19 protein-coding genes are annotated in these 19,996 nt (G+C 33.1%); 2 read left to right on the top strand and 17 right to left on the bottom strand.

Features of this window, described 5'->3' with window-relative positions:
- The first annotated feature begins 63 nt into the window (after positions 1 to 63).
- Entirely contained in the window at positions 64 to 978 is a 915-nt protein-coding gene (locus D7I46_RS02105) for an LCP family glycopolymer transferase (protein WP_120771374.1), read from the top strand.
- A gap of 247 nt (positions 979 to 1,225) precedes the next feature.
- Here the strand turns inward: D7I46_RS02105 and D7I46_RS02100 are convergent, their stop codons facing one another.
- From D7I46_RS02100 to D7I46_RS02035, 14 genes are all read right to left on the bottom strand, one after another.
- Complete coding sequence (locus D7I46_RS02100) at positions 1,226 to 2,146, bottom strand: phosphodiester glycosidase family protein (protein ID WP_120771373.1); 921 nt, start codon at positions 2,144 to 2,146, stop codon at positions 1,226 to 1,228.
- Between the two features lie 12 nt (positions 2,147 to 2,158).
- On the bottom strand, positions 2,159 to 3,541 hold the full coding sequence (locus tag D7I46_RS02095; RefSeq protein ID WP_120771372.1) for a lipopolysaccharide biosynthesis protein: 1,383 nt from the start codon (positions 3,539 to 3,541) through the stop codon (positions 2,159 to 2,161).
- Between the two features lie 36 nt (positions 3,542 to 3,577).
- Positions 3,578 to 4,522, bottom strand: a complete 945-nt coding sequence (locus tag D7I46_RS02090) for an NAD-dependent epimerase/dehydratase family protein (RefSeq protein ID WP_120771371.1) — start codon at positions 4,520 to 4,522, stop codon at positions 3,578 to 3,580.
- Positions 4,506 to 5,600, bottom strand: a complete 1,095-nt coding sequence (locus D7I46_RS02085; RefSeq protein WP_120771370.1) for a polysaccharide pyruvyl transferase family protein — start codon at positions 5,598 to 5,600, stop codon at positions 4,506 to 4,508. Before D7I46_RS02085 ends, D7I46_RS02090 begins: the two co-directional genes overlap by 17 nt.
- Positions 5,601 to 5,616: 16 nt before the next feature.
- The gene (locus D7I46_RS02080; protein WP_120771369.1) at positions 5,617 to 6,693 is read right to left on the bottom strand and encodes an EpsG family protein; all 1,077 of its coding nucleotides are present in this window, start codon (positions 6,691 to 6,693) and stop codon (positions 5,617 to 5,619) included.
- 3 nt (positions 6,694 to 6,696) lie between these two features.
- Positions 6,697 to 7,686, bottom strand: a complete 990-nt coding sequence (locus tag D7I46_RS02075) for a glycosyltransferase family 2 protein (protein ID WP_120771368.1) — start codon at positions 7,684 to 7,686, stop codon at positions 6,697 to 6,699.
- A gap of 12 nt (positions 7,687 to 7,698) precedes the next feature.
- Entirely contained in the window at positions 7,699 to 8,829 is a 1,131-nt protein-coding gene (locus tag D7I46_RS02070) for a glycosyltransferase (protein ID WP_162930816.1), read from the bottom strand.
- Positions 8,830 to 8,857: 28 nt separating this feature from the next.
- A complete protein-coding gene (locus D7I46_RS02065; RefSeq protein ID WP_240424469.1) occupies positions 8,858 to 9,559 on the bottom strand; it encodes a sugar transferase in 702 nt (233 codons plus the stop codon).
- A 32-nt stretch (positions 9,560 to 9,591) separates the two neighbouring features.
- Positions 9,592 to 10,356: a tyrosine-protein phosphatase gene (locus D7I46_RS02060; RefSeq protein WP_120771366.1), complete on the bottom strand. Its 765-nt coding sequence runs from the start codon at positions 10,354 to 10,356 to the stop codon at positions 9,592 to 9,594.
- A 17-nt stretch (positions 10,357 to 10,373) separates the two neighbouring features.
- Positions 10,374 to 11,063, bottom strand: coding sequence for a CpsD/CapB family tyrosine-protein kinase (locus D7I46_RS02055; RefSeq protein WP_120771365.1), 690 nt, complete (start codon positions 11,061 to 11,063; stop codon positions 10,374 to 10,376).
- 36 nt (positions 11,064 to 11,099) lie between these two features.
- Positions 11,100 to 11,849 carry a Wzz/FepE/Etk N-terminal domain-containing protein gene (locus D7I46_RS02050; RefSeq protein WP_120771364.1) on the bottom strand — a complete coding sequence of 250 codons (750 nt, stop codon included), beginning with the start codon at positions 11,847 to 11,849 and terminating at the stop codon, positions 11,100 to 11,102.
- Between the two features lie 175 nt (positions 11,850 to 12,024).
- Positions 12,025 to 12,726 carry a pilin N-terminal domain-containing protein gene (locus tag D7I46_RS02045; RefSeq protein ID WP_120771363.1) on the bottom strand — a complete coding sequence of 234 codons (702 nt, stop codon included), beginning with the start codon at positions 12,724 to 12,726 and terminating at the stop codon, positions 12,025 to 12,027.
- Positions 12,727 to 12,767: 41 nt separating this feature from the next.
- On the bottom strand, positions 12,768 to 14,003 hold the full coding sequence (locus D7I46_RS02040; protein WP_120771362.1) for a class C sortase: 1,236 nt from the start codon (positions 14,001 to 14,003) through the stop codon (positions 12,768 to 12,770).
- A 64-nt stretch (positions 14,004 to 14,067) separates the two neighbouring features.
- Positions 14,068 to 16,113 (bottom strand): beta strand repeat-containing protein, encoded by a 2,046-nt coding sequence (locus tag D7I46_RS02035; RefSeq protein ID WP_120771361.1) that lies wholly within the window; start codon positions 16,111 to 16,113, stop codon positions 14,068 to 14,070.
- Between the two features lie 359 nt (positions 16,114 to 16,472).
- Here D7I46_RS02035 and D7I46_RS02030 point away from each other — a divergent pair, with 359 nt between their 5' ends.
- On the top strand, positions 16,473 to 17,045 hold the full coding sequence (locus D7I46_RS02030; protein WP_120773260.1) for a helix-turn-helix domain-containing protein: 573 nt from the start codon (positions 16,473 to 16,475) through the stop codon (positions 17,043 to 17,045).
- 56 nt (positions 17,046 to 17,101) lie between these two features.
- On the opposite strand, the gene D7I46_RS02025 is transcribed toward D7I46_RS02030, so the two are convergent.
- From D7I46_RS02025 to D7I46_RS02015, 3 genes are all read right to left on the bottom strand, one after another.
- A complete protein-coding gene (locus tag D7I46_RS02025) occupies positions 17,102 to 17,968 on the bottom strand; it encodes an MIP/aquaporin family protein (RefSeq protein ID WP_120771360.1) in 867 nt (288 codons plus the stop codon).
- A gap of 120 nt (positions 17,969 to 18,088) precedes the next feature.
- Complete coding sequence (locus D7I46_RS02020; RefSeq protein WP_120771359.1) at positions 18,089 to 18,853, bottom strand: YibE/F family protein; 765 nt, start codon at positions 18,851 to 18,853, stop codon at positions 18,089 to 18,091.
- Entirely contained in the window at positions 18,850 to 19,959 is a 1,110-nt protein-coding gene (locus D7I46_RS02015) for a YibE/F family protein (RefSeq protein WP_120771358.1), read from the bottom strand. Before D7I46_RS02015 ends, D7I46_RS02020 begins: the two co-directional genes overlap by 4 nt.
- Positions 19,960 to 19,996: the final 37 nt, after the last annotated feature.

Raw genomic sequence — 19,996 nt, 5'->3', positions numbered from 1 at the left:
AGCTTTCCATATTCAATGCAATATAGTATAATGTTATCATATTATTAACGTAAGAGGCAGAGAATGGCACATAAATCAAAAAGTCATCACCGACACCATAGAAGAAAAAAACACTTAGCACTCAAGATAATTTTGAGTGTCATTATTACACTTATCTTAATTATAGGTGCAGCCGCTTTTGGTATTTACAAGAATATTGAGTCTACCTTTTCTAGCTCATACGCTAAAAGTTCAGCTACTACACCTATCAATTTTTCAAAATCTAAACCTTTTACGACATTGATTATAGAAACCAATACGGTAAATGGAGAAAATTCCTGTTTTGCAGCAGTTCTAGTCGCCACTAATGCCCAAACCAAACAAACTACATTTTTAAATTTCCCAGTTACAGCTACCCTACCCAATCAAATAACAATTGCTGATAGCTATGCCAAGGGAGGCAAAAATGCTGTCCTCAACGATATTCACAAAAGTTTATCACTTCCTATTAATAAAATCGTACAAATAGACATCGACAAAATAGGAGAAATAGTTGAAGCAACCGGAGGGATTACTCTTCAAAATCCTACTGCATTTGTATCAGAAGGTTACCAGTTTAACCGAGGTACTCTTCATCTTAATACCACTAAAGAAGTTCAGGCTTATCTTTCTCTCGTTGACAAAAACGACCAACAAGCCCTTATCACACGTATCCAAAACGTTTCAATGGCACTTTATGGCAATATTCAAAAGTTAACCAAAGCCAAAAATCTTTCTAACTTTAACTACTATCGTAATATTCTTTACTCTTTTAGTGACACTGTAAAAACCAATATTTCTTTCAACGAATTTAAAGAAATATTAATCCACTACAATAAGGCACTATTAACGACAAGTAAGCTTAACCTTCATACCACTAAGCAAGATGGTAATGAAATCATAACAAACAATGAATTAACAACTGTCAAAAACCTCTTTCTTACTTCTCTCCAACAGTAAATAAAAAATCATGAGTAGTACTCATGATTTTTTATTTACCTCCTTACTCATTTCAGATAAAATCCTCATCTCCTCTAAATCTTCAGCATTGCGATTAATATTATTATTCGCTCCTCGGTTTAATAATAAAACCAAAATGCTAAGAACAACGATGCTACTAATGCAAAATAGTACCAAATCAAGACTCCATTCGATTTTTATAATACTATTCTCTCATTTTTTTCTAATGAAACAAAACAATATACAATTATTTCATCACAATATAATCTGGAACAGCACGATTGTCTTGACTAGCTACAATTGTTTTACCTTTTACAGAAAGCTGACTAGAACCCCCACTATCAAGAAGAAGCATATTCTCTAAATGTAGAGAAGCAACACCTTTCATGATATTATCATAACCAGCATTTGTATCACTCAAAATCACATAAAGATTATTAGATTTGTCATTGGCAATAAAAGCATGAATTTCCCAATTTACACTACCATCACTAGGAACAGTCTTTCCATCACGAATAAGTGCCGTACCAAAATCATAACTTTGTGCTGCACCATTTTTAATGATTGTACTTGCAGGTGTCGTCGAATCATATATTTTACATGAACCATTTTTATTAATGACAAAAGCATATTGCAAATAGTTCCCAACCGCCCAGTCATTTAGTAGAAAACCATTATTAATTTGAAAACCAACTATCTGACCTGTCGTCATATTGAAAGCCGAGGCATTCATTATCAATGTATTAGGATATTCTTTTTCTATATCAGTCATCGAACGTCTTGGTGTTTTCAACGTCGTAACTGTCTTTAGAACTTCAGGGTTATTTATCCGATAAATTGTAAGACCATCTTTTGACATATCTGTAAATCTGTTTAACTGTTCATTTGAAGGAACTTTAACCCACTGAGGGACACCACTGTTTGCTACTATTTGCATACTTCCAGATACAGCTTTTGGCGAATCTGAACTTATATAGCCATTCACTTCATTTGTTTTTTTAGGAGAGTTGTTTGTTTGTGCAATATGTAGTGCTGATAGTTTTTTATTAGTGAAAGTTTTTTCACTCAGTGAATATATGCCAAATGCAATAGCTCCGAAAAGAATTACTATTCCTATTATCCGGATGTGTTTATATTTACTCTTTTTATGCTTTCTATAATTTCCCATAACAACCTCAAACTACTTATTAAAATTAAATTTTCTAACACTCTTCAAATAAACTATTAAAAATCCAGCCATTATAATCAAAACGAAAATTTTTAATATTATTGCATTAGCACTTATATATTCAATTACAGTCATCGCGCTGTATCCAACAATTAACACCAGTTGAAGTCCCCATTTTATCCTAATTCTAATCCATCTGGCAGTTTGTTTAAGCCGCATCACACTCACTACTAAAAAACCTAAAGCCCCAGATATTGCCGCACCATGTACCCCAAATAAAGGAATCAAGATAAAACTCAAACTTAAATTTATAATAGTCCCCCAAATAGTTGTAGTAAACAATCCTTTTGTCTTCATAGCTACAAGATATGTTGTGCCAAGAAAAGCTGATGCGTTAGAAAACGTTACTGTTAACAGTAGAATAGGAACAAATTCCCAAGCTATAAAGAAATCTGGCGCAACGTAATAGCGCATAAACAATTTTATCATACTGACAATAATTGTTGACCCAAAAACAAGGAAGCCCAAAACAACATTAAATGTAATAGAATAAATCCTTGATACATTTTTTTCTTTAGATGTTTCCACAGCAGAAATCTGCCATGCATTTTGGAAAAGATTAAATACAGTAGTAATCATAGACGGGATTTTATTCGCAATTGCAAAAAGTCCATTACCAGCAGGTCCAACAAACATCAAAATAATCAATCTACTAGCATCGTTTGTCATCCACCAAGTAAAAGCATTGGGAATCATAGGTAAACTAAATCTAAGCATTTTGCGAATAACATTTTTGGAGATTAACGCTCTGCTCCAATAGTGATAAAGTTTACCAAAAACTATTAAAAATAAAACCGCAATATAATTTGAGAGAATTAAAGAAATAAGGTAACCTGTTAAACCAAACTTAAAAACTATCATTAAAACGACATTGGATAAGACATTAACGACCGAACTAACTACTCCAGACAATGCATAGAGTTTTATTCTATCCGTTCCACGAGCAAAGTTCTGAAAATGATTAAGAAGAACGACCCCACCCAAGTTAATTCCAATTGCCCAAGTGTATTTTACATGAAATAATATTAAGACTAAACCTATGATAATTGATGTAAAAGCACCAATTCCCGTTATAAATAGACCGTTAGAGAATATTTCTAACTCATTGGTTTCTTCATCCAGCGTCCAACGAAATACTGCTGCAAAAATATTAAGGGATACAACTGGTAAAAGCATATTAACTGTTGTATTTATTAAATCAGATATACCAAATGATGAGGTTGATAAAATATGAGTATAAACAGGTACCATGAAAAAGGATACAATTAATGTTGCTCCATTACCAATAGCAAAAATTGCAGTATTACCCAATAATTTTGAAAATATTGTCTTCATTTTTTTATCCTATGATTATGCCCACTATATCTGATTTCATTTGAATTCATAGTCGAAGTACTTTTTCATTCCCTGATTTATATCAAATTTTGGTTGATAACCAATAGCTTTTAATTTAGAAATATCACTCACAGAATGTCTAATATCTCCCTCACGATTTTCTAAATAATTTACTTTTATGTTTTTTTGGGTTAATACTTGCGATAATTCAATTAATTCGTTTAAGGTACTTTGACTACCAGTCCCAACATTGTACACTTCTCCTAGAGACTCCTCAGATGTAGCAATTAATATTAATGCTTGGATAACGTCTTCAATATAGACAAAATCTCTTGCCTGTTCCCCATCTCCAAAAATATTCAATTCTGTCAAATTTTTCAATCTATCCACAAGTATAGAAATAAAACCAGAGTATGGAGAATTTGGGTTTTGCTTTGGACCGTATACATTAAAAAATCTCGTACAACTTGTTGGAATTCCATATAGAGTATTATAAATTGTAATCCATCGTTCAGATGAAAATTTATCAATTGCATATGGAGTTAATGGGAGAATAGGAGACCCTTCTCTTTTAGGTAGCCTTTTTTCATTACCATACACCGCTGCGGAAGAAGAAAATACCAACCTCTTTAAATTTTTAGGGTGTTTTACTAAATATTCTAATAGTATCAATGTACTGTCAAAATTAACCTCATGTGTTTCTAATGGTTTAGCAATAGATGCAGCAACAGAAGCAACAGCGGCTAAATGAAAAATATAATCAAATTTATATTCTTTTAAAATTTTAGTCATTAGCTCTTTATCAGTCACAGAACCTTTAATTGTTATAAGATTAGTAGATGGAATTAAATTTTCAAACCTTCCCATTGATAAATCATCAACAACAATTACCTTATTATTGTATTTTAAAAGAACGTTTGCCAAAGAAGAACCAATAAACCCTGCTCCTCCAGTAATAAATATTTTACTCGAATGAATCATTTTTATTTTGCATCTCCGCTTCTTTTATCGCATTTACAAGGGGAAGATATTTATTTTCAAATTTAATTGGGAGAATTTCTTGATCAATTACTTCCTCTACAGCCTTCATTATCTCGTTACTATCAAAGCTTTCATCAATAAATCTAATGTTTTTATAGTCTTTCAACCAGTCTTTATAAGTCATTCTTATTTTAGAGTTATAATTATCAAACACAACACATGGAGTGCCTGTTATAACTGAAAAGATCATTCCATGCAAACGATCTGTAATTACTATTCGAGCATTACGAAACTCATCCCATTTTTCATTTACTATTTCCACACGTGTCTTTCTTGTCACAATTTCAGAAATTGTAGTATCAGAAATATACACATTCTTGTATTTCTGAGACAAACTTTTAATCAAGGTACTTTCGTCAGCGTATGTTAACACCTTCTCTGAATCTTTTCTCATACAAAACAGGATATTTTTTCTTTTATTGTGTAGCTCACTATGAAGACTAAATACTATATCAGGTACCAAAATAACTGTATTTTTAGAAAAAATTTGTTCAAATTTTTCTTTACTTTTACTCTCTCTAGCTGTTATTATCAAATTTTTTCCAGCTCTATCGTAAACATCCTGTGAACTTTTCAACTCTTTGAAGGATTGATTAGTACTAGTAAATGTAGCGGATTGCGGGAAAAAAACTATCTTTTTATTTGGAAAATTACTTAAAACTGCCCTTGTACCAATCTCAGCATCCAAATATAAATCACCTACACTACCACCACCATGAAGCATTATTAAATCTTCCGAATCAACTATCCTTTTTATATATTTTATACTTCTTGAAATTATTGGAACAGGTACTTCAAACACTCTATACTTTGGAAAATGCTTCTTTAAAAATTCAAGTTCAGCTATAACTATCGCTTGGTCTCCCAAGTTACCCGAATGAGGTGTACCAAAGAGAAAAATTTTCTTTCCATCATAACGATATTTATCGTATCTAGCATTATATTTTAACGATTTGATATAAATCCGAACTCTTATTGGAATAAATTTTTTTAATATTTTTTTTAGTATTTTTAACAAATTTTACCTCATTCGTTTATAACCATGTTATATAAGGAACGATTTCATCAATTCCTTTTTTGAGTTGAATAACATAGGCAAAGAAAATAATAACAAAGAATAGAGAAAATATGACAACTCTCGCCTGCTTGTTTTTTTTAAAAAGAGCACTCACTTTATCTATAATTATCGGGAAACAGATAATCCCTAGTATTGAGAAATACCATAACATACGAATTATAAGTACATTTTTAAAAAAGATTATTGATAACAACAAACTTATTGAATATGATAAAATAATTTTTATCTCAACACTTGTTAATTGGAGATTGTAAGAATTGATTACATATAAAAAAACCAAAAATAAGCATAATAAAAATAGATAATAAATAACAATCATCCCCGTGCCTTGCGTAGGAATTGTACTTAGAAATTGCTGATTTGAATATATGCTATACTGAGGAAAGATTATATAAAATAAGCTTATTATTCTATTATATAAAAGAGAAATAACAATAATAATTACAAAGAACATAAAAATATTTTTTCTTGTCCATTTGACTACAACAATAGGAATAAAAATTAAACTTAAAATTGCTGTAGAATGGATACCTATAGCAAGGACTGTAAGCAAAATATACTGCATCCACTTTTTATTTAAAATAAACAGGAAAGCATTCGCAATTAATCCCACAGCAATATATTGCCGAGCACCATTCAAGCTATCTCCATAAAAATACATACCAACAAATAAAAAGGTGGAATATAAGCTGTGAACACCACTTCTATAGATAAAAATACCAATTAAAGAACAAATTACCAGAGAATTTGCTATAGTAATAGCATAGGGATTTTGTGAAACAAGCCCTACAATGTGTGAATAAGTAACATAGACAGGGTATCTAGTATCGGGGGTGTACCCATTGATTGTGCTTTCGAAGATATTTTGATAATTAGCTACATCTGATCCTACTGTGTTTGCCCTCAGGCTTGCAATAACCGCTAAAAAAGAAAAAGAACATATCAAAAATAACTTTCTATTTTTGATTATCGGATTATGAAAAGCCAAATAAATTAATCCTATAATAGGAAAAATTAGAAAATAAATAAACATTTATCAATTCCTTTTTACAATTCTTTGACTATAGATATTAAAAATATATCGAAAAACTGGCTGACCAAAATAAGAGGAAATGACTCCAAGCTTTACTTTACTATTCTCAATTTCAAAAATTTTTAATTTTTTTCGGACATTTTTCATTCCATTCCATAGTCTTTCTCTTTCTTCTTGATACTTATCTGTTTTATCAGGTATTTGTCTATAGATTGTTGAATAAGCAGCAAAAATCCTCCCATAAAAAATACTCTGAATTTCAAAATTTTTAGGTAGAAATTCCGAAATTAATCTCTCTCCAACGATTAATACATCCATCTTTCTTTGATTAAAGTCTTCATGTAATAAACTATTATCTCGCTGATAATAATAATAATCTCTGACATTACAAAATGAGATTTTATTAGCTTGTTCCAATAACAGAGGAACTGTTGCCAAATCTTCAAAAGAAAGTCCTTTAGGAAATTTAATTTTATTAAAATATATCCGTGGATAAAGCTTTGCACAGGCAGTTGTTTCAAAATTTCCTTGATTAAACACCTGTTTTAATCCCTCGCGTTTTGACAAGATGATAATATCATCCTTTGCGGAACTAATCTCTTTGAAATCGATTTTCTCATTTTCATATGTTAGGTACCAAGAGACACAAGAAATGTCTGCACCTTTTAAAATTCCTTGATATAAATGTTTAACATAATTTTCACTTACCGAATCATCCCCATCAATCAAAGTGATATAATCACCCGTTGAAAATTTTATTCCCTCATTACGTGCATCGCTCAATCCACCATTTTCTTTTTGAAGAATTCTAATACGATTATCCAATGCTTTAAGAACTTCTAAATTTTTTAATGTATCATCAGTACTTCCATCATCAACCAATATTATCTCAATATTTTTGTATGTTTGGTTTATAACCGAGAGAACACACTCCATCACATAATCAGCTATATTATAACAAGGAATAATAACACTTATTAGAGGATTACTCATTTTTTATTTCTTTCATTTTAATAGTTCTTGCGTTGTTTTTTCAATAAATTTATCCATTGAAAAATTGTCAAGAAATGTTTGTCTAATGTTTTCATCAGAATTTTTTTGTTGCCATGCTTTAAATTTCGAAAAGTCTTCCTCAATATTTGGGCTCTCCAACTCGAAAAGATGTCCATTTTTATTAGGTAAGACTACTTCATTGTTACCAATCACATTACTGACAAACAATGGTACACCAACTCTTATTGATTCCATTAATGAATAAGGTAATCCTTCATACAATGAAGTTGACATATAAGCATCAAAAGCTGCCGCAAGTATGGCAGAATCATCTCGATAACCTAAAAACGAAATATAAGAGTCAATTCCTAAGCGCTTAGCATAATTTTTAACTTCACCTTCTAGTGGTCCATCTCCAATCCAAACAAAATGTATATCTGGATATTTTTTTAATAACTTTACTGCTATGTCCATAAATAAAATGGGATTTTTTTGTTCTGATAATCTACTAATAGTCCCAATAATATAAGCATTTATCGGGAAGTTTTCTTTCTGTCGGATTTTTTCTTTATCTGGAAGTGACATATCTTTCATTGCATTTTTAATAATTAAAAACTTATCTTCCCTATCTAGTCCAACACTGATTGCCGCTTCTTTTTCTCCTTCTGATTCTACAATTGTTTTTGTCGTTGCATACCGACTCAGGAATTTTTCTATTGTAATGAATAGATACTTTTGTTTTTTGGAAAATTCACCCTTTGACATGAACGAATAAGCCAACGGGTTGTAATAAACTCTATTAATTTTATTTCTTTTAGCCGCTAAACGCCCAAGAACTCCTGCCTTTGAAGACAAACAATAAACGATATCAGGCTTATTTTCCCTCATCCACTGATTAATTTTACGAAAAGCTAATACATCTTTTTTTAAATTAATTTCTCTAGTCATTTCTTCTATCGGAATATATACAACATGTTTATTTAAAAAAATACTTTTAATAAATGCAGAATCAGCAAATTTAGGATTATATATAAGATTGATTTGAAAAATCGCCTCGTCTAAGTTCTCTACTAAATCACGTACATATTTACTCGCACCAGCTATTTCTGACTGTATGATAATTACTAAATTTTTTTTATTCATATTTTCTTCCGATGAGCCTTGATTGAACTCAATAGGCATCTGCTCCATGAATTGCCTGATAAATTGTCATTAAGATTATAGATAAATCTATTCGAAAACCATGAATCTTCAAATAGTGGAGTTCTAAGTCTGCTCGTTCTGGAAAAAGAATTTTACTCCGACCATGTGTTGTCCAATAGCCCGTAATTCCTGGTTTACAGGCAAGGAGATAGGGAAGTCTTTCTCCATACTCATCCGCCTCAAAAAGGAGAATCGGTCTTGGACCTACTAAACTCATATCTCCTTTTAAAACATTTATAAATTGCGGAAGCTCATCAATGGACTTGTTTCTAATAAATGCTCCAATTTTTGTGACTCTCGGATCACGCTCTAATTTGTTTCCATTTTCATGATAAAGTTTATTGATTTCTGGGTGAATATCCAGATACTCCTCAGCATTCATTATCATTGTTCGAAATTTTAAAATATAAAAGACTTCACCATGATATCCATATCTTTTTTGCCTATATATCATCGGGCCCTTATCTTTTTCATTAGATAAAAGATAAGGCATAAATAGAATGACTGCCACAATTAAAAAGAGAAAACTACCAACCATACCACCTACGATATCTATGATTCGCTTAAAAAACAGCTCACGATACGTAAAAGGCCTGAAGGCTATTAAATCTTTAACAAGCAAATCCTTTGAATATTCATCAGGAGGTCTGTGATGAATGTTTAACTCCAATTTTTTCTCCTTATTTGTTGTAATGACATAGTCTAAAACAATCCTAAAAACCTTTTATTTTTTATTTTAGAAGGAACAGCAGGATAAATAACTTTATCCTCAATCACTTGACCAGCATTTATCTTATATTCATCCGCGACAGATTGTCCATACTTACTTTTAATAATCTCAAAAGCTTCTTTCATCTTGAATGCTCTTGAAGTTATATTGTGTGCATCAGATGCTACAAAATGCGTAAGATTATTCTCAATCATTTGGAAAGTTAACTTCTGAATTTTTTTACCAAAATGACCCGTGATACTTGAAGCTGTGACTTGCGATAGCACACCTTGATTTACAAAATTATAAAGTAATTCTGGATTATTTATTATTCCCGAATTTCTTTCAGGATGCACTAGAATAGGTTGTAAACCTTGTAATGCCATATCATAAAAAAGATGCTCGGCATATTTAGGAACATGATTGCTTGGGAATTCAACGAGCATATATCGTGTGTTATCCGCTGATGTAACAAGTTTTCCCGCATTATAATCCGCGACTAAATCACCATAAATTCGAACTTCTTGACCAGCAAGAAGTTGAATAGGGAGATTATTTTTTGTAATAATTTTCTCAATCTCTTTTACTTTCTCTAAGATAGTTTGACGCTCATTATTATATTCAGGATTGTGATGTGGTGTTGCTGTAATAACTGTAATTCCTTCTGCAACTGCAGCCTGAAGCATTTTCAGGGTATCTTCTACTGTTTTCGCACCATCATCGACATTAGGTAAAACATGACAATGTAAATCAATCATAAAGATTCCTTAATTTTCTATACTCCATAGTAATAATAGGCAGCATCTTCTGACTCGTATTGAGTAAGCACACATCCAAGTACATTGGCTTGAACATGCTCAAGCAACCTCTTAGCCCTAGATAATTCTTCTTTTTTAGTTTGATTCGCACATGCTGCAACAACAACTCCATCAATAATACGACTGAGTATTTGTGCATCCGTAACACTGACCACTGGTGGTGCATCTACCAGAACAACATCAAAGTTACGACTAGCCGTGGCAATCAAATCTTTCATTATCTGAGAACTCAATAATTCTGAGGGATTAGGTGGTATAGGACCAGAGGTAAGAATGGCCAGATTCTTTGCAATTCGCGTTCCTTGCAGTGCTGTGTCCAATGATGCTTGTCTGGTTAGAACATTCGTCAGACCTATTTTGTTATCCACTCTAAATGTGAGATGGGTTGTCGGTTTACGTAGGTCTGCATCAATCAACAAGGCTTTTTTCCCTTGTTGAGCAAAAACTACCGCTAAATTTGCAATAAGAGTAGACTTCCCTGCGCTTGCTTCTGCTGATGTGACCAATAGTGTCCGAAGATTATTATCAACCATCATGAATTCGATATTTGTACGAATAGTACGATATTGCTCCGAAATTGGAGACTGTGGATTGACACTTGATATAACTAGACGGTTACTGTCTAGTTCCGGTTTTTTCTTTGACATATGATTACTCCCTGTTTTTGACGATTCTAACTTTCTCTAACGTCCTCTTCTCGTTCTCGATGGATTTTGTGCCCTTGTATTCTCCGCTTGAGCAATCTTTGAACTATTAAAATCTTTTGCTTTAGCAAACGCTGTCGTACCAAGTACAGCAAAACCTACTACCTCTACATCTTGTTCAGTAACTATTTTATTGTTGAAAGCTTCACGAATAAGTGCTAAACCAAATCCCAAAACTAGACCTATTATTACAGCAATACCAATATAAAGTAAAGGTCTAGGACTAACTGGTGTTGTATCAACTGTAGCTCCTGCTAAAACACTAACATTCGTAATATTCAAAATATTTTGAGCGTTACTACTGAATACTTTTGCTGTCTCATCGGCAATCTTCTGAGCTGTGTAGGGATTATTATATTTAACCGTTATATTAATGACCTGAGAATTTGTCGCATTTGTTGCTGTTACATGCTCTAAAAGACTAGTGTTGAGGTTTAAGTTGTTTTTGACCTTGTCAAGAATGGCTGGACTAACAATAACTTGATTGATTGTATTAACCATCTGAATATTTCCTGTTACTTGACCCGCATAAACACTTGAACTATCTGAAGTTGGTAACTTTGCTACTAGCTGAGTCGAGGCTGTATATACTGGACTTGCAATAAAAAATGTATAAACAGCTCCAAAACATCCGACAATTACCACACTCATGATAATCATTATCAATCGCTTTCGGAAAATTGATAAAATACCCCTTAAATCCACAACTCCCTCATTTGACTCCTTCATAAGTTCCCCTCTTTTTTTAAATTATTATTTATTATTTATTATAAATTCTAAATACTCTGTCCATTGTATTTTACTTTAATTTAATCTATTTTTCAAGAATGTATTTTGGATTTATTCTTTCGTTAATATCTCACTTATTTTATTATAACCTTAATTCTAAAAAATACTGGTTATTTTAACTATTTTCAATGATTCTTATCTTATCCTCATTTTCTTTTTTCAATATAAAAGCAAGTCCAAATAAACCTAACCCTATAATACAAGCTAATGTATCCTGCACTTCTCCTGTTTTTGGTAAGGTACCTTTTTCTTTTGTAGTATTTTTTATTTGTGCAGAAGGGCTTCTTAAAGGAAAGTCTACACTTGACTTTGGATAAATATAGACCTTGCTCAACTCAATTTTCTCCGAATCCCAGATAGGTAGATCAATAAGAAAAGGTTGAGCCGGAGTATTTAGATGCTGACTTGGATTAGGAAGTTCTTCTACAATATAAAAACCATCAGATAATTCTATATTAGCAATACCTGCTATATTAGTTTTTATTTCAAAAACTTTTCCTTTTCTTGTATAAGTGTCTGGATTTTTCAGAGAAATCTTTGTAAAATCGTTTGTTTTTGGAAAAATCTGCTGAATACGATAATGAATGTCAGCTATAGGAGATAACTCATTATTAAAGTTATCTGTTGGAATATTATTAATCTTCAATCCACTATTTTGAGTATCTTTTTCACAAAATCCTGTTGCTCCTTGGGAGAGGCCATACTTGATAATGATGAGTTGTTGAGTATGACTACTATTCGCTAGCACATATGGCGTTCCTCCTAAAACCAATAAAAGGAAAATAGAAGTTGCCACAATGAATTTTAATTTTTGCATTACCTTTCTTCCTTTTGATCTGTTATCTATTAGTTTTGATCTTAGTTTTTTTTCAGTATTTTGCCTGTGATGAGTACACAATATTCAGAGTCAAATGAGGTACTCAAAGTTATAATATTAGCTCTATGTAGAGGTACTGCTCTTACTTTATTACTTTGCTTTTGGATATTTACTATTTGGAAGTTTTTCTTCCGAAGAAGTCTACGAATATAAAATTGGTCTCCGACAGATAATGTTTCTAGCGCATCCATAGCACTCATCACGACTTTACCTGTATGTTTGGGTAGAACTATTGGTCCTTGGAGAGGAGGCGGTGAGATCTCGATATGATCAATTCTACTATTTGCTCTCCTTACTCTTTTACCATGATAAATCAGTGCAGCATTCAAATGTATTTTGGGTATCCAAAGTCTTCCTAAATGCCCTAATGAAAGTAGCACCATATCTAAAAGCCAGTAAATAAGATAACTCAATCCAATAAATGCTAAAAGCGCCGAAAATAAAATGACCCAAAAATCGTATCCATATTTATTGCGTTGAATACTTTCATTAGGGACTTTTTCACTGTAAGGAACACGTTGCCCTGTCACTAGGAGTCTTTCATTATTAATCCCTGTCGGATAACATGTTACTAGAGTTACTAAATCTTTCCCTTTTACAATACTAAGACTAGAAATCTGATTGGGTTTAACAATTTTTATATTATCAATCTGATATTTCAAATTTCGATTTAATACGTGAATATAGAACACATCGCCAAGTTTAAGTTTATCTAAATCAGTGAATAATGAATCGTTTACTCGCCCTGAGTGAGCTGGGAGTACTGCGTGAGTGTTTTTCCCACCAATTGGAAGTGAAGTTTGAGGTAAGTGTCCAATGCCTCCTGCAAGAATTTCCTCGGTAGCCCCATGATAGATAGGAAGATTTTTTAGTTTAATCTGTGGTATGGTAAGATAACCCATCATCCCTGTTTTATTCACTTCTAGCGCTTGATTATATTGTGGAATCCACCCACTCCAAGGGATTAGACTTGCCTTATCATAGATATATTCATTATATTTTTTAGCATAAGAAAGTTGCTGTGCTTGCTTTTCTTTTGATTCATTGTCATAAGCTTTTTTATAGTTTTGAATGGACTGAGTCATTTGCTTTCCAGCAAGATAATTTGACACAATCGGATAAAACAATACTATAACCGCTAAGAAAAACAAAATCGTGCTTAATACATTACGAAAAGAGGTTCTCTTTTTGGCGTTTTCTTCTTTCCTTTTCGCCATTAAGTGAACCTCCTTCATTATCCATTTATTTATCTTTAAGTTATTTCAAAACATCAATATCAGCTTAAAGTTCACTCACTTTATCTCCATGCCGTTTGCGAATCATCACACCTCCTACGGTAAGCGCTCCAGCAAGAATGATAACACCAATAATCCCTTTTCCTCCTGTAAATGGAAGTGCAAAAGGTTTACTATTTTGTATGAGATTTTGCGTAGGATTTGTGCTGACATTCATACTATTTGTAGGGCCGAAAACATTAGCTCCTGTACTCGGGTTTGGAAGTTGATAACCTGTTGGAGCTTTTACTTCAACTGCATAATAATTCCCACCAACTCCCATATTAGAGTTCCCCTGTGTTGTTTTTGATGAATTTCCTGCTCCAGATAAATCTAAGCCTGTGAAAGAAAGAGTTCCATCTGTTGTGCTAGATACTGAAAAAACTGGTGTTGTTGTCGCTCCACTTGCATCTACTGCTCCTGAACTGTTCCCGAGGACAAGACTCGCTGTACCATCTGTAATTTGTTTCGTTGGAATCGTATTATCAAATGATGCTGCATTATCTTTTACTAATTTTTGTGCGTCTGCCCAGCTCGCTGCATTAATCAAGACAAAAGTTGCGCCATTGGCTACATTTTTAATTGGTGAATTATCAGTATCCACCTTTTCAATATCCAATCCACCAACATTTAATGTTGAAGATGCTGTGGTATTTCCCGCACTACCCGTCGTAAGAGTGGTACCAAAGGCATTAGTAACATTTGTTGTTACTAAGTTCATTGCTGACCCGACTGCAGTTGTAGGAACCGTTGTAGCAACTTGAATATTGAGCGTTCCTGAAATTTGTCCCACTGGTGTTCCTGTTGCTATTGCAATCTGATTAGCAATATCAACTTGCCCTTGTGAAGTCAGGGTAATAGTTATTGTTTTACCATCTGTTGATGTTGCTTTATAATCCACATTAGGTGTTAGAGATAACAATAAATCTTTTCCGGCATCATCTCCAGTTGTGATAACAATAGATGGGATAGTTATATCACTTGTCACATCTCCAGTCAAATTATTATTAAGTGTCGCAAGTTGTTGCTTTGTAGATGAATCTGTAGGGAGAATATCTGTAATACCATAATTTCCCGTAATATAGTTATTACCTGATGAATCAGTATATGAAATAGATGTTGTTGAACCGGTGGCTGCATTTGTTACTTGTGATGAATCAAAACTTGTGTTTAAGTTAAAAGAGACTTGATTTCCACCCGCCGCTGTGGTCGTATTACCAGTATCAGATGTGTTTAAGTCTGTCAAATCTGATTGATTTAATGTTGGTGTATTTAATGCACCAGTTTTAGCACTTGTAGCTGGGCTTAAATCGTTTAGTGTAGCTGTATTGTTATTCAACGTATTTGTTACAGCATCTTTAGCATCCGTGACTGCTGTATTCTGCGTATTCATTGTTGTTGTAAGATCAAGTTTCGGATAGACATTTGTTACTGCTCCTGGACTTGTAGGGTTCGTAGTGCTTCCTGTGTTTCCATCTACATTCACAATAAAAGGTTGAATTTCATATACACCACCAACTTTTGTTTCTTGTTGAACAAGATAATAGCCATTAGGCAAGCTGCTCAATGTAGCAACTCCATTACTATTTGTAGTAGCATTATAAGGATTACCACTATTCACTGAATTATTGGTAACATAGCCCGCACCAGTAGTCGAGGTTGTCCCATCTGAAGCTAACGTTGGTGCAACCATATTTGCTGCTGTCTTACCACTTGCCGTATCTGGTGTGATGGGAGTGGCGGAGAAAGTAACATTTGCCATTGTGCTATTTGCGTCCAATGTACTTTGGTCAGATCCATCATTGGTTGTACCAGAAGTGTTCCCTTGTCCTCCTGCTCCAGAGGTTTGACCGATATTGGCATTCCCTGTTTGTGTCCCATCATTGGTCATTTGCGGTGCAGCAGATTGAGCATTAATAATTATCTCACCCGTTGAAGCAGCAAAAGCTGCTGTTGTAGTCAGTAACGCACCTCCTAAAGTTGTTATCGTCAATAATGTTACGCATGATAGCGCAACATTACGGTTAAGTGACTTAACTGTAGGTAATTTCATATTCTTCTCCTTTTTATACAAACAATTCTTTACGATTAGTTTACAAAAATATTCTATTTTTTGCAATTGTTAAAAGATAATCGAAATAGTCTTTTATTATATAATAAAAATCTATTTCACTTGTTTTTTATATAAAATATTAATTAGATTCAGTAAAAATCATATCAAATAATAGATTATTTTAATTAATAATAAATTAAAAAATAGCTGATTTACCCTATTAGAATAAAAATTTTGCTCTATTTTTATCCATAATAGTCAAAAATATAATCGTAAACAAAAGGAAATAATTCATATTTTTTGATATAATCTTATCAGCTATAGATTAGCTAATTCATTTTTGAAAGAATATGTTTATAATGACCAAAGATACTAAAAAAATTATTGTTCGTACTTTACTGGAAATAGCTGCACAACATGGTAGTCTTACTATCGAGGAAGTTTCACGTCGTTCAAATATCACAAGAAATACCATTCAACGAAATTTTAATAATGAAGGAATAAAAGGTATCGTTGACTATATCAATGGTAATATTGTCCAAGAAATTAATAATCAAATTTTTAGACATCAACCTGATGAACTACCATTGGAAATATTTGCAGATATTTTGTTGTCTGTAATGTGGGAGCATCGAGATGAAGCACATATTATTTATACTTCGGATTTGCCATTCAAGCCTGCTTCTCAGACTGTAGAACTTTCATTTTCTTGGCTAGGAGAGCGTTATGAGCGGTTGGTTAAAGAGCATAGGCTTGCCCCAATATTTACAGCAAAAGAGCTTGTTAGATTTTACAATACTTATATCTATGCTCTTTTATCTCTCTGGCTAAGCTCTGATGTTCCCGTTGAACCTAGTGTTTTTAAACCTAAATTTTTATATCTTATGAAAATTTCTATGTATGATTTGATTTATAAAGGAATTGGACATTAGGATAGCAAAAAAACCAATTCGTTTAGAACTGGTTTTTTGTTATCTTTGTTCGCTTTTTATTTAGCAAAGAATATTTTGAAAACTGTGGCTGCAATAATTGCACCAATAATTGTTGCAACAACTGGTACCCATGCGTACCACCATTTTGCATCTTTATCTTGACCAACGATTGATTTTGGCATAAAGCTATAAACCAAACGTGGACCAAAGTCACGCGCAGGGTTCAGTGCTGCACCTGTTGCACCACCAAAGGCTGTAACCAACCCAACAAACATCAGACCAATTGCAAGCGCCCCAACCATTTTTGATGATGAAGCTCCTGAAACTGATGCCCAAATTTGGCTTACTGTATCGCTAGAATTGATGTTTGCTCCTTGTTTTTGAGCATAATCAGTCATCCATTTTATACCTTCGGCACCAAAGAAATTAGTCGTGAAGCTGAGGATACCAAATACAAAGACAAACATCCCAATAACTTCATTCACAAAGCCATTTAAGATAGCTTTGCCACGACTTTTACCATCATCCAAAGCGTTTGTTGTCGCAAATGCTCCAAGAGAGATTGCAGCATCATTTGTTTTAGCAAAGTATTCCTTGTAAATTGCAACGACCAGCAATTGACCGATAATCGCACCGATGAGTTGTGCCAAAATATATTGCGCAACGTGTGCCCAAGGGAAGAGTCCTGCTGAAGCGAGACCAAGCGTAATCGCTGGGTTAATATGTGCTCCTGAAATATTTGCGAAAGCAAGAACAGGAACTAAGATAGCAATTCCGTATCCCCATGCAATGGCTAAGCCACCCATTCCCTCATTTTTAGAGCCTTTTAAAGTTACTCCTGCAATTGTACCATTACCAAGCAAAACAAGGAGCATTGTCCCCAAGCCTTCGGCAAGATACTTTGTCATCCATGAAACATCCATAATTAAATAAGTTCCTTTCTTGTTATAACATAAATAAAAGATGTCAACATCACCAGTTTATCATAGTTTTCTTAACTTATGCTAATGATATGACCCAAAATTTGAATATTTTTTATTTATCTAGTCTGATTCACCTTTTTCTTTTTCAAAATCTTTTTCTACAAAATATCCTGAAAGCCAGATAGAAAATAGAATTCCAAGCATTCCTAAAAGCATCGCAGCAACATCTGCCATTAATAATTTTGAGTTAAAAATCTCTGCCCAACTATATTGAAGTCGTACAAACCAGAGAATTAATCCAACAGTCGCACCCAAAACACCAAAAAATAGTGTATTGACTGCTGTTCCTAATATTTGTTGGGAAATTATTACTCGTTGATTTTTAAATTGTTCAATTGTCATGAATTCATCTTGCTCAATGACTTCATACAAACTTGCTGTCAGCGCCATTGCAGATTCGGCAACAGCTCCAAGCATTGAAATTACCATAACTACAATAGCAATGTTTGAGAAATTTAGTCCAACAGTTAGTGATAGATTTTCTAATTCATCGACATCTTCTGCTGCAAAACCTTGAAATTGTCCAATATGCTGAACAAATACCGCTAATACCATAAGACTTAAAACAACAATGACGCTTGTCTTAAAGGCGATAACTGTCATCTCATTTTCATCCGATGACATGAAAATTGCAAAAGCTAAAATGATTACGGATAAAATAACCAAGACCAAGAGTGCATTGAATCCCCAAGAAATCAAGGTAATGAGTACAAAAATCATACCGAAATTTATCAGTAAGCCCAATAGATTTCGCACACCATCTTTTCTGGCAACCAAGAGCATCAGTACAACCAAAACAATTAATAAAACAAGGAGAGAGTTCATGATTGAATCTCCTTTCGTTCACTATATTTTACTAATCCTATGCTTGTTACAAAAGCTGTAATTGGTACTGCTAGAACGATTCCAATCGCTGATATTACTGTTTGAAGCAAACCTAGATTAAGCCCAACAGTTGCAATATAGCTCCATGTATTCCCATTTCTGAGAAGGAGTAAAGTCATAGGCAGAGCTTCTGCCATAAAAATCATAAAGAGGACATTTGTTAGCGTTCCTATAATTTCTTGACCTATTGAAATGCCTGATTTGATATAGTTAATTCTTGTCATATTGATATTATTCAGTTCATTTTGTCTAGCTAGACCAAAAAGTCCTGCAACAATATCGCCTGTGCCGTCCATAATTGCACCAAGAACGGAAATCATAGTTCCTACAAAGAAAAATTCGGATGGGTTTTGTGTGACGTACTCCAAATATTCAAAGTGAACTCCTGTATTTCCTGTCAGTTTTAAAACGGTTAACGTGAGGACAAAAGTAAGTAAAGTCGTCAGAATAGTAGTTATAAAAGTATAAAACATCTGACGTGTCGCTCCCAAAACAAAAAGTAAAGAAGAAGCTGCAAATATTACTGATAATCCACCGAATAACGCAAGTACTGGAGGGTTGAACTCAACATCTAATCCAATAACAATGACAAAATACACTAGATTTAAAATCAGTGATAAAATCAGAAAAATAGAGGATTTAAAGCGTTGAAAACTAATTAATAAACCGATAAACAAAGTGATTAAGGCAGCAATCAAAGCATCTCTTTTTAAAGTGGAAAGTTGATAATTTCCACCTATTTTTTTCAGGATTACTTGTTGTCCCTTACGATAAATCTGACCTGTCGTTTGTGATTCAGTTACTGTATTTTTTAGGGTCAGTTTTTGGTGATTATTGTTTAACAGTTTAATGGTTAATTTTTGTGTGATTTCTCGGTCTTTGTTTTGAAAATCGTCTGATGTTTCTTGAATATTTGTGGTAGTTACTTTTACAATTCTCCCAACAGGCATTTGATAGATAAAGCTATCATTATCAACAATAACAAAAACAAATACACTGATTAGAATTGGTAGCAGTATTTTTTTTATAATGAATTTTATGTTCATATTTTTATATTAGTTTAAAGAGCTCAAGTCGGAGAAA

Source organism: Lactococcus allomyrinae, from assembly GCF_003627095.1.
Lineage (GTDB): Bacteria > Bacillota > Bacilli > Lactobacillales > Streptococcaceae > Lactococcus > Lactococcus allomyrinae.
The sequence above is the reverse complement of the archived record's forward strand: the minus strand, read 5'-3'. Positions and strand labels throughout refer to the sequence as shown.

Bases quoted from the DNA above. Each gene is read 5' to 3' on its own strand.
- D7I46_RS02055 (WP_120771365.1), bottom strand. From the start codon at position 11,063: ATGTCAAAGAAAAAACCGGAACTAGACAGTAACCGTCTAGTTATATCA.
- D7I46_RS02040 (WP_120771362.1), bottom strand. From the start codon at position 14,003: ATGGCGAAAAGGAAAGAAGAAAACGCCAAAAAGAGAACCTCTTTTCGT.
- D7I46_RS02030 (WP_120773260.1), top strand. From the start codon at position 16,473: ATGACCAAAGATACTAAAAAAATTATTGTTCGTACTTTACTGGAAATA.
- D7I46_RS02050 (WP_120771364.1), bottom strand. From the start codon at position 11,849: ATGAAGGAGTCAAATGAGGGAGTTGTGGATTTAAGGGGTATTTTATCA.
- D7I46_RS02100 (WP_120771373.1), bottom strand. From the start codon at position 2,146: ATGGGAAATTATAGAAAGCATAAAAAGAGTAAATATAAACACATCCGG.
- D7I46_RS02075 (WP_120771368.1), bottom strand. From the start codon at position 7,686: ATGAGTAATCCTCTAATAAGTGTTATTATTCCTTGTTATAATATAGCT.
- D7I46_RS02045 (WP_120771363.1), bottom strand. From the start codon at position 12,726: ATGCAAAAATTAAAATTCATTGTGGCAACTTCTATTTTCCTTTTATTG.
- D7I46_RS02105 (WP_120771374.1), top strand. From the start codon at position 64: ATGGCACATAAATCAAAAAGTCATCACCGACACCATAGAAGAAAAAAA.
- D7I46_RS02015 (WP_120771358.1), bottom strand. From the start codon at position 19,959: ATGAACATAAAATTCATTATAAAAAAAATACTGCTACCAATTCTAATC.
- D7I46_RS02095 (WP_120771372.1), bottom strand. From the start codon at position 3,541: ATGAAGACAATATTTTCAAAATTATTGGGTAATACTGCAATTTTTGCT.
- D7I46_RS02035 (WP_120771361.1), bottom strand. From the start codon at position 16,113: ATGAAATTACCTACAGTTAAGTCACTTAACCGTAATGTTGCGCTATCA.
- D7I46_RS02025 (WP_120771360.1), bottom strand. From the start codon at position 17,968: ATGGATGTTTCATGGATGACAAAGTATCTTGCCGAAGGCTTGGGGACA.
- D7I46_RS02090 (WP_120771371.1), bottom strand. From the start codon at position 4,522: ATGATTCATTCGAGTAAAATATTTATTACTGGAGGAGCAGGGTTTATT.
- D7I46_RS02070 (WP_162930816.1), bottom strand. From the start codon at position 8,829: ATGAATAAAAAAAATTTAGTAATTATCATACAGTCAGAAATAGCTGGT.
- D7I46_RS02080 (WP_120771369.1), bottom strand. From the start codon at position 6,693: ATGTTTATTTATTTTCTAATTTTTCCTATTATAGGATTAATTTATTTG.
- D7I46_RS02060 (WP_120771366.1), bottom strand. From the start codon at position 10,356: ATGATTGATTTACATTGTCATGTTTTACCTAATGTCGATGATGGTGCG.
- D7I46_RS02020 (WP_120771359.1), bottom strand. From the start codon at position 18,853: ATGAACTCTCTCCTTGTTTTATTAATTGTTTTGGTTGTACTGATGCTC.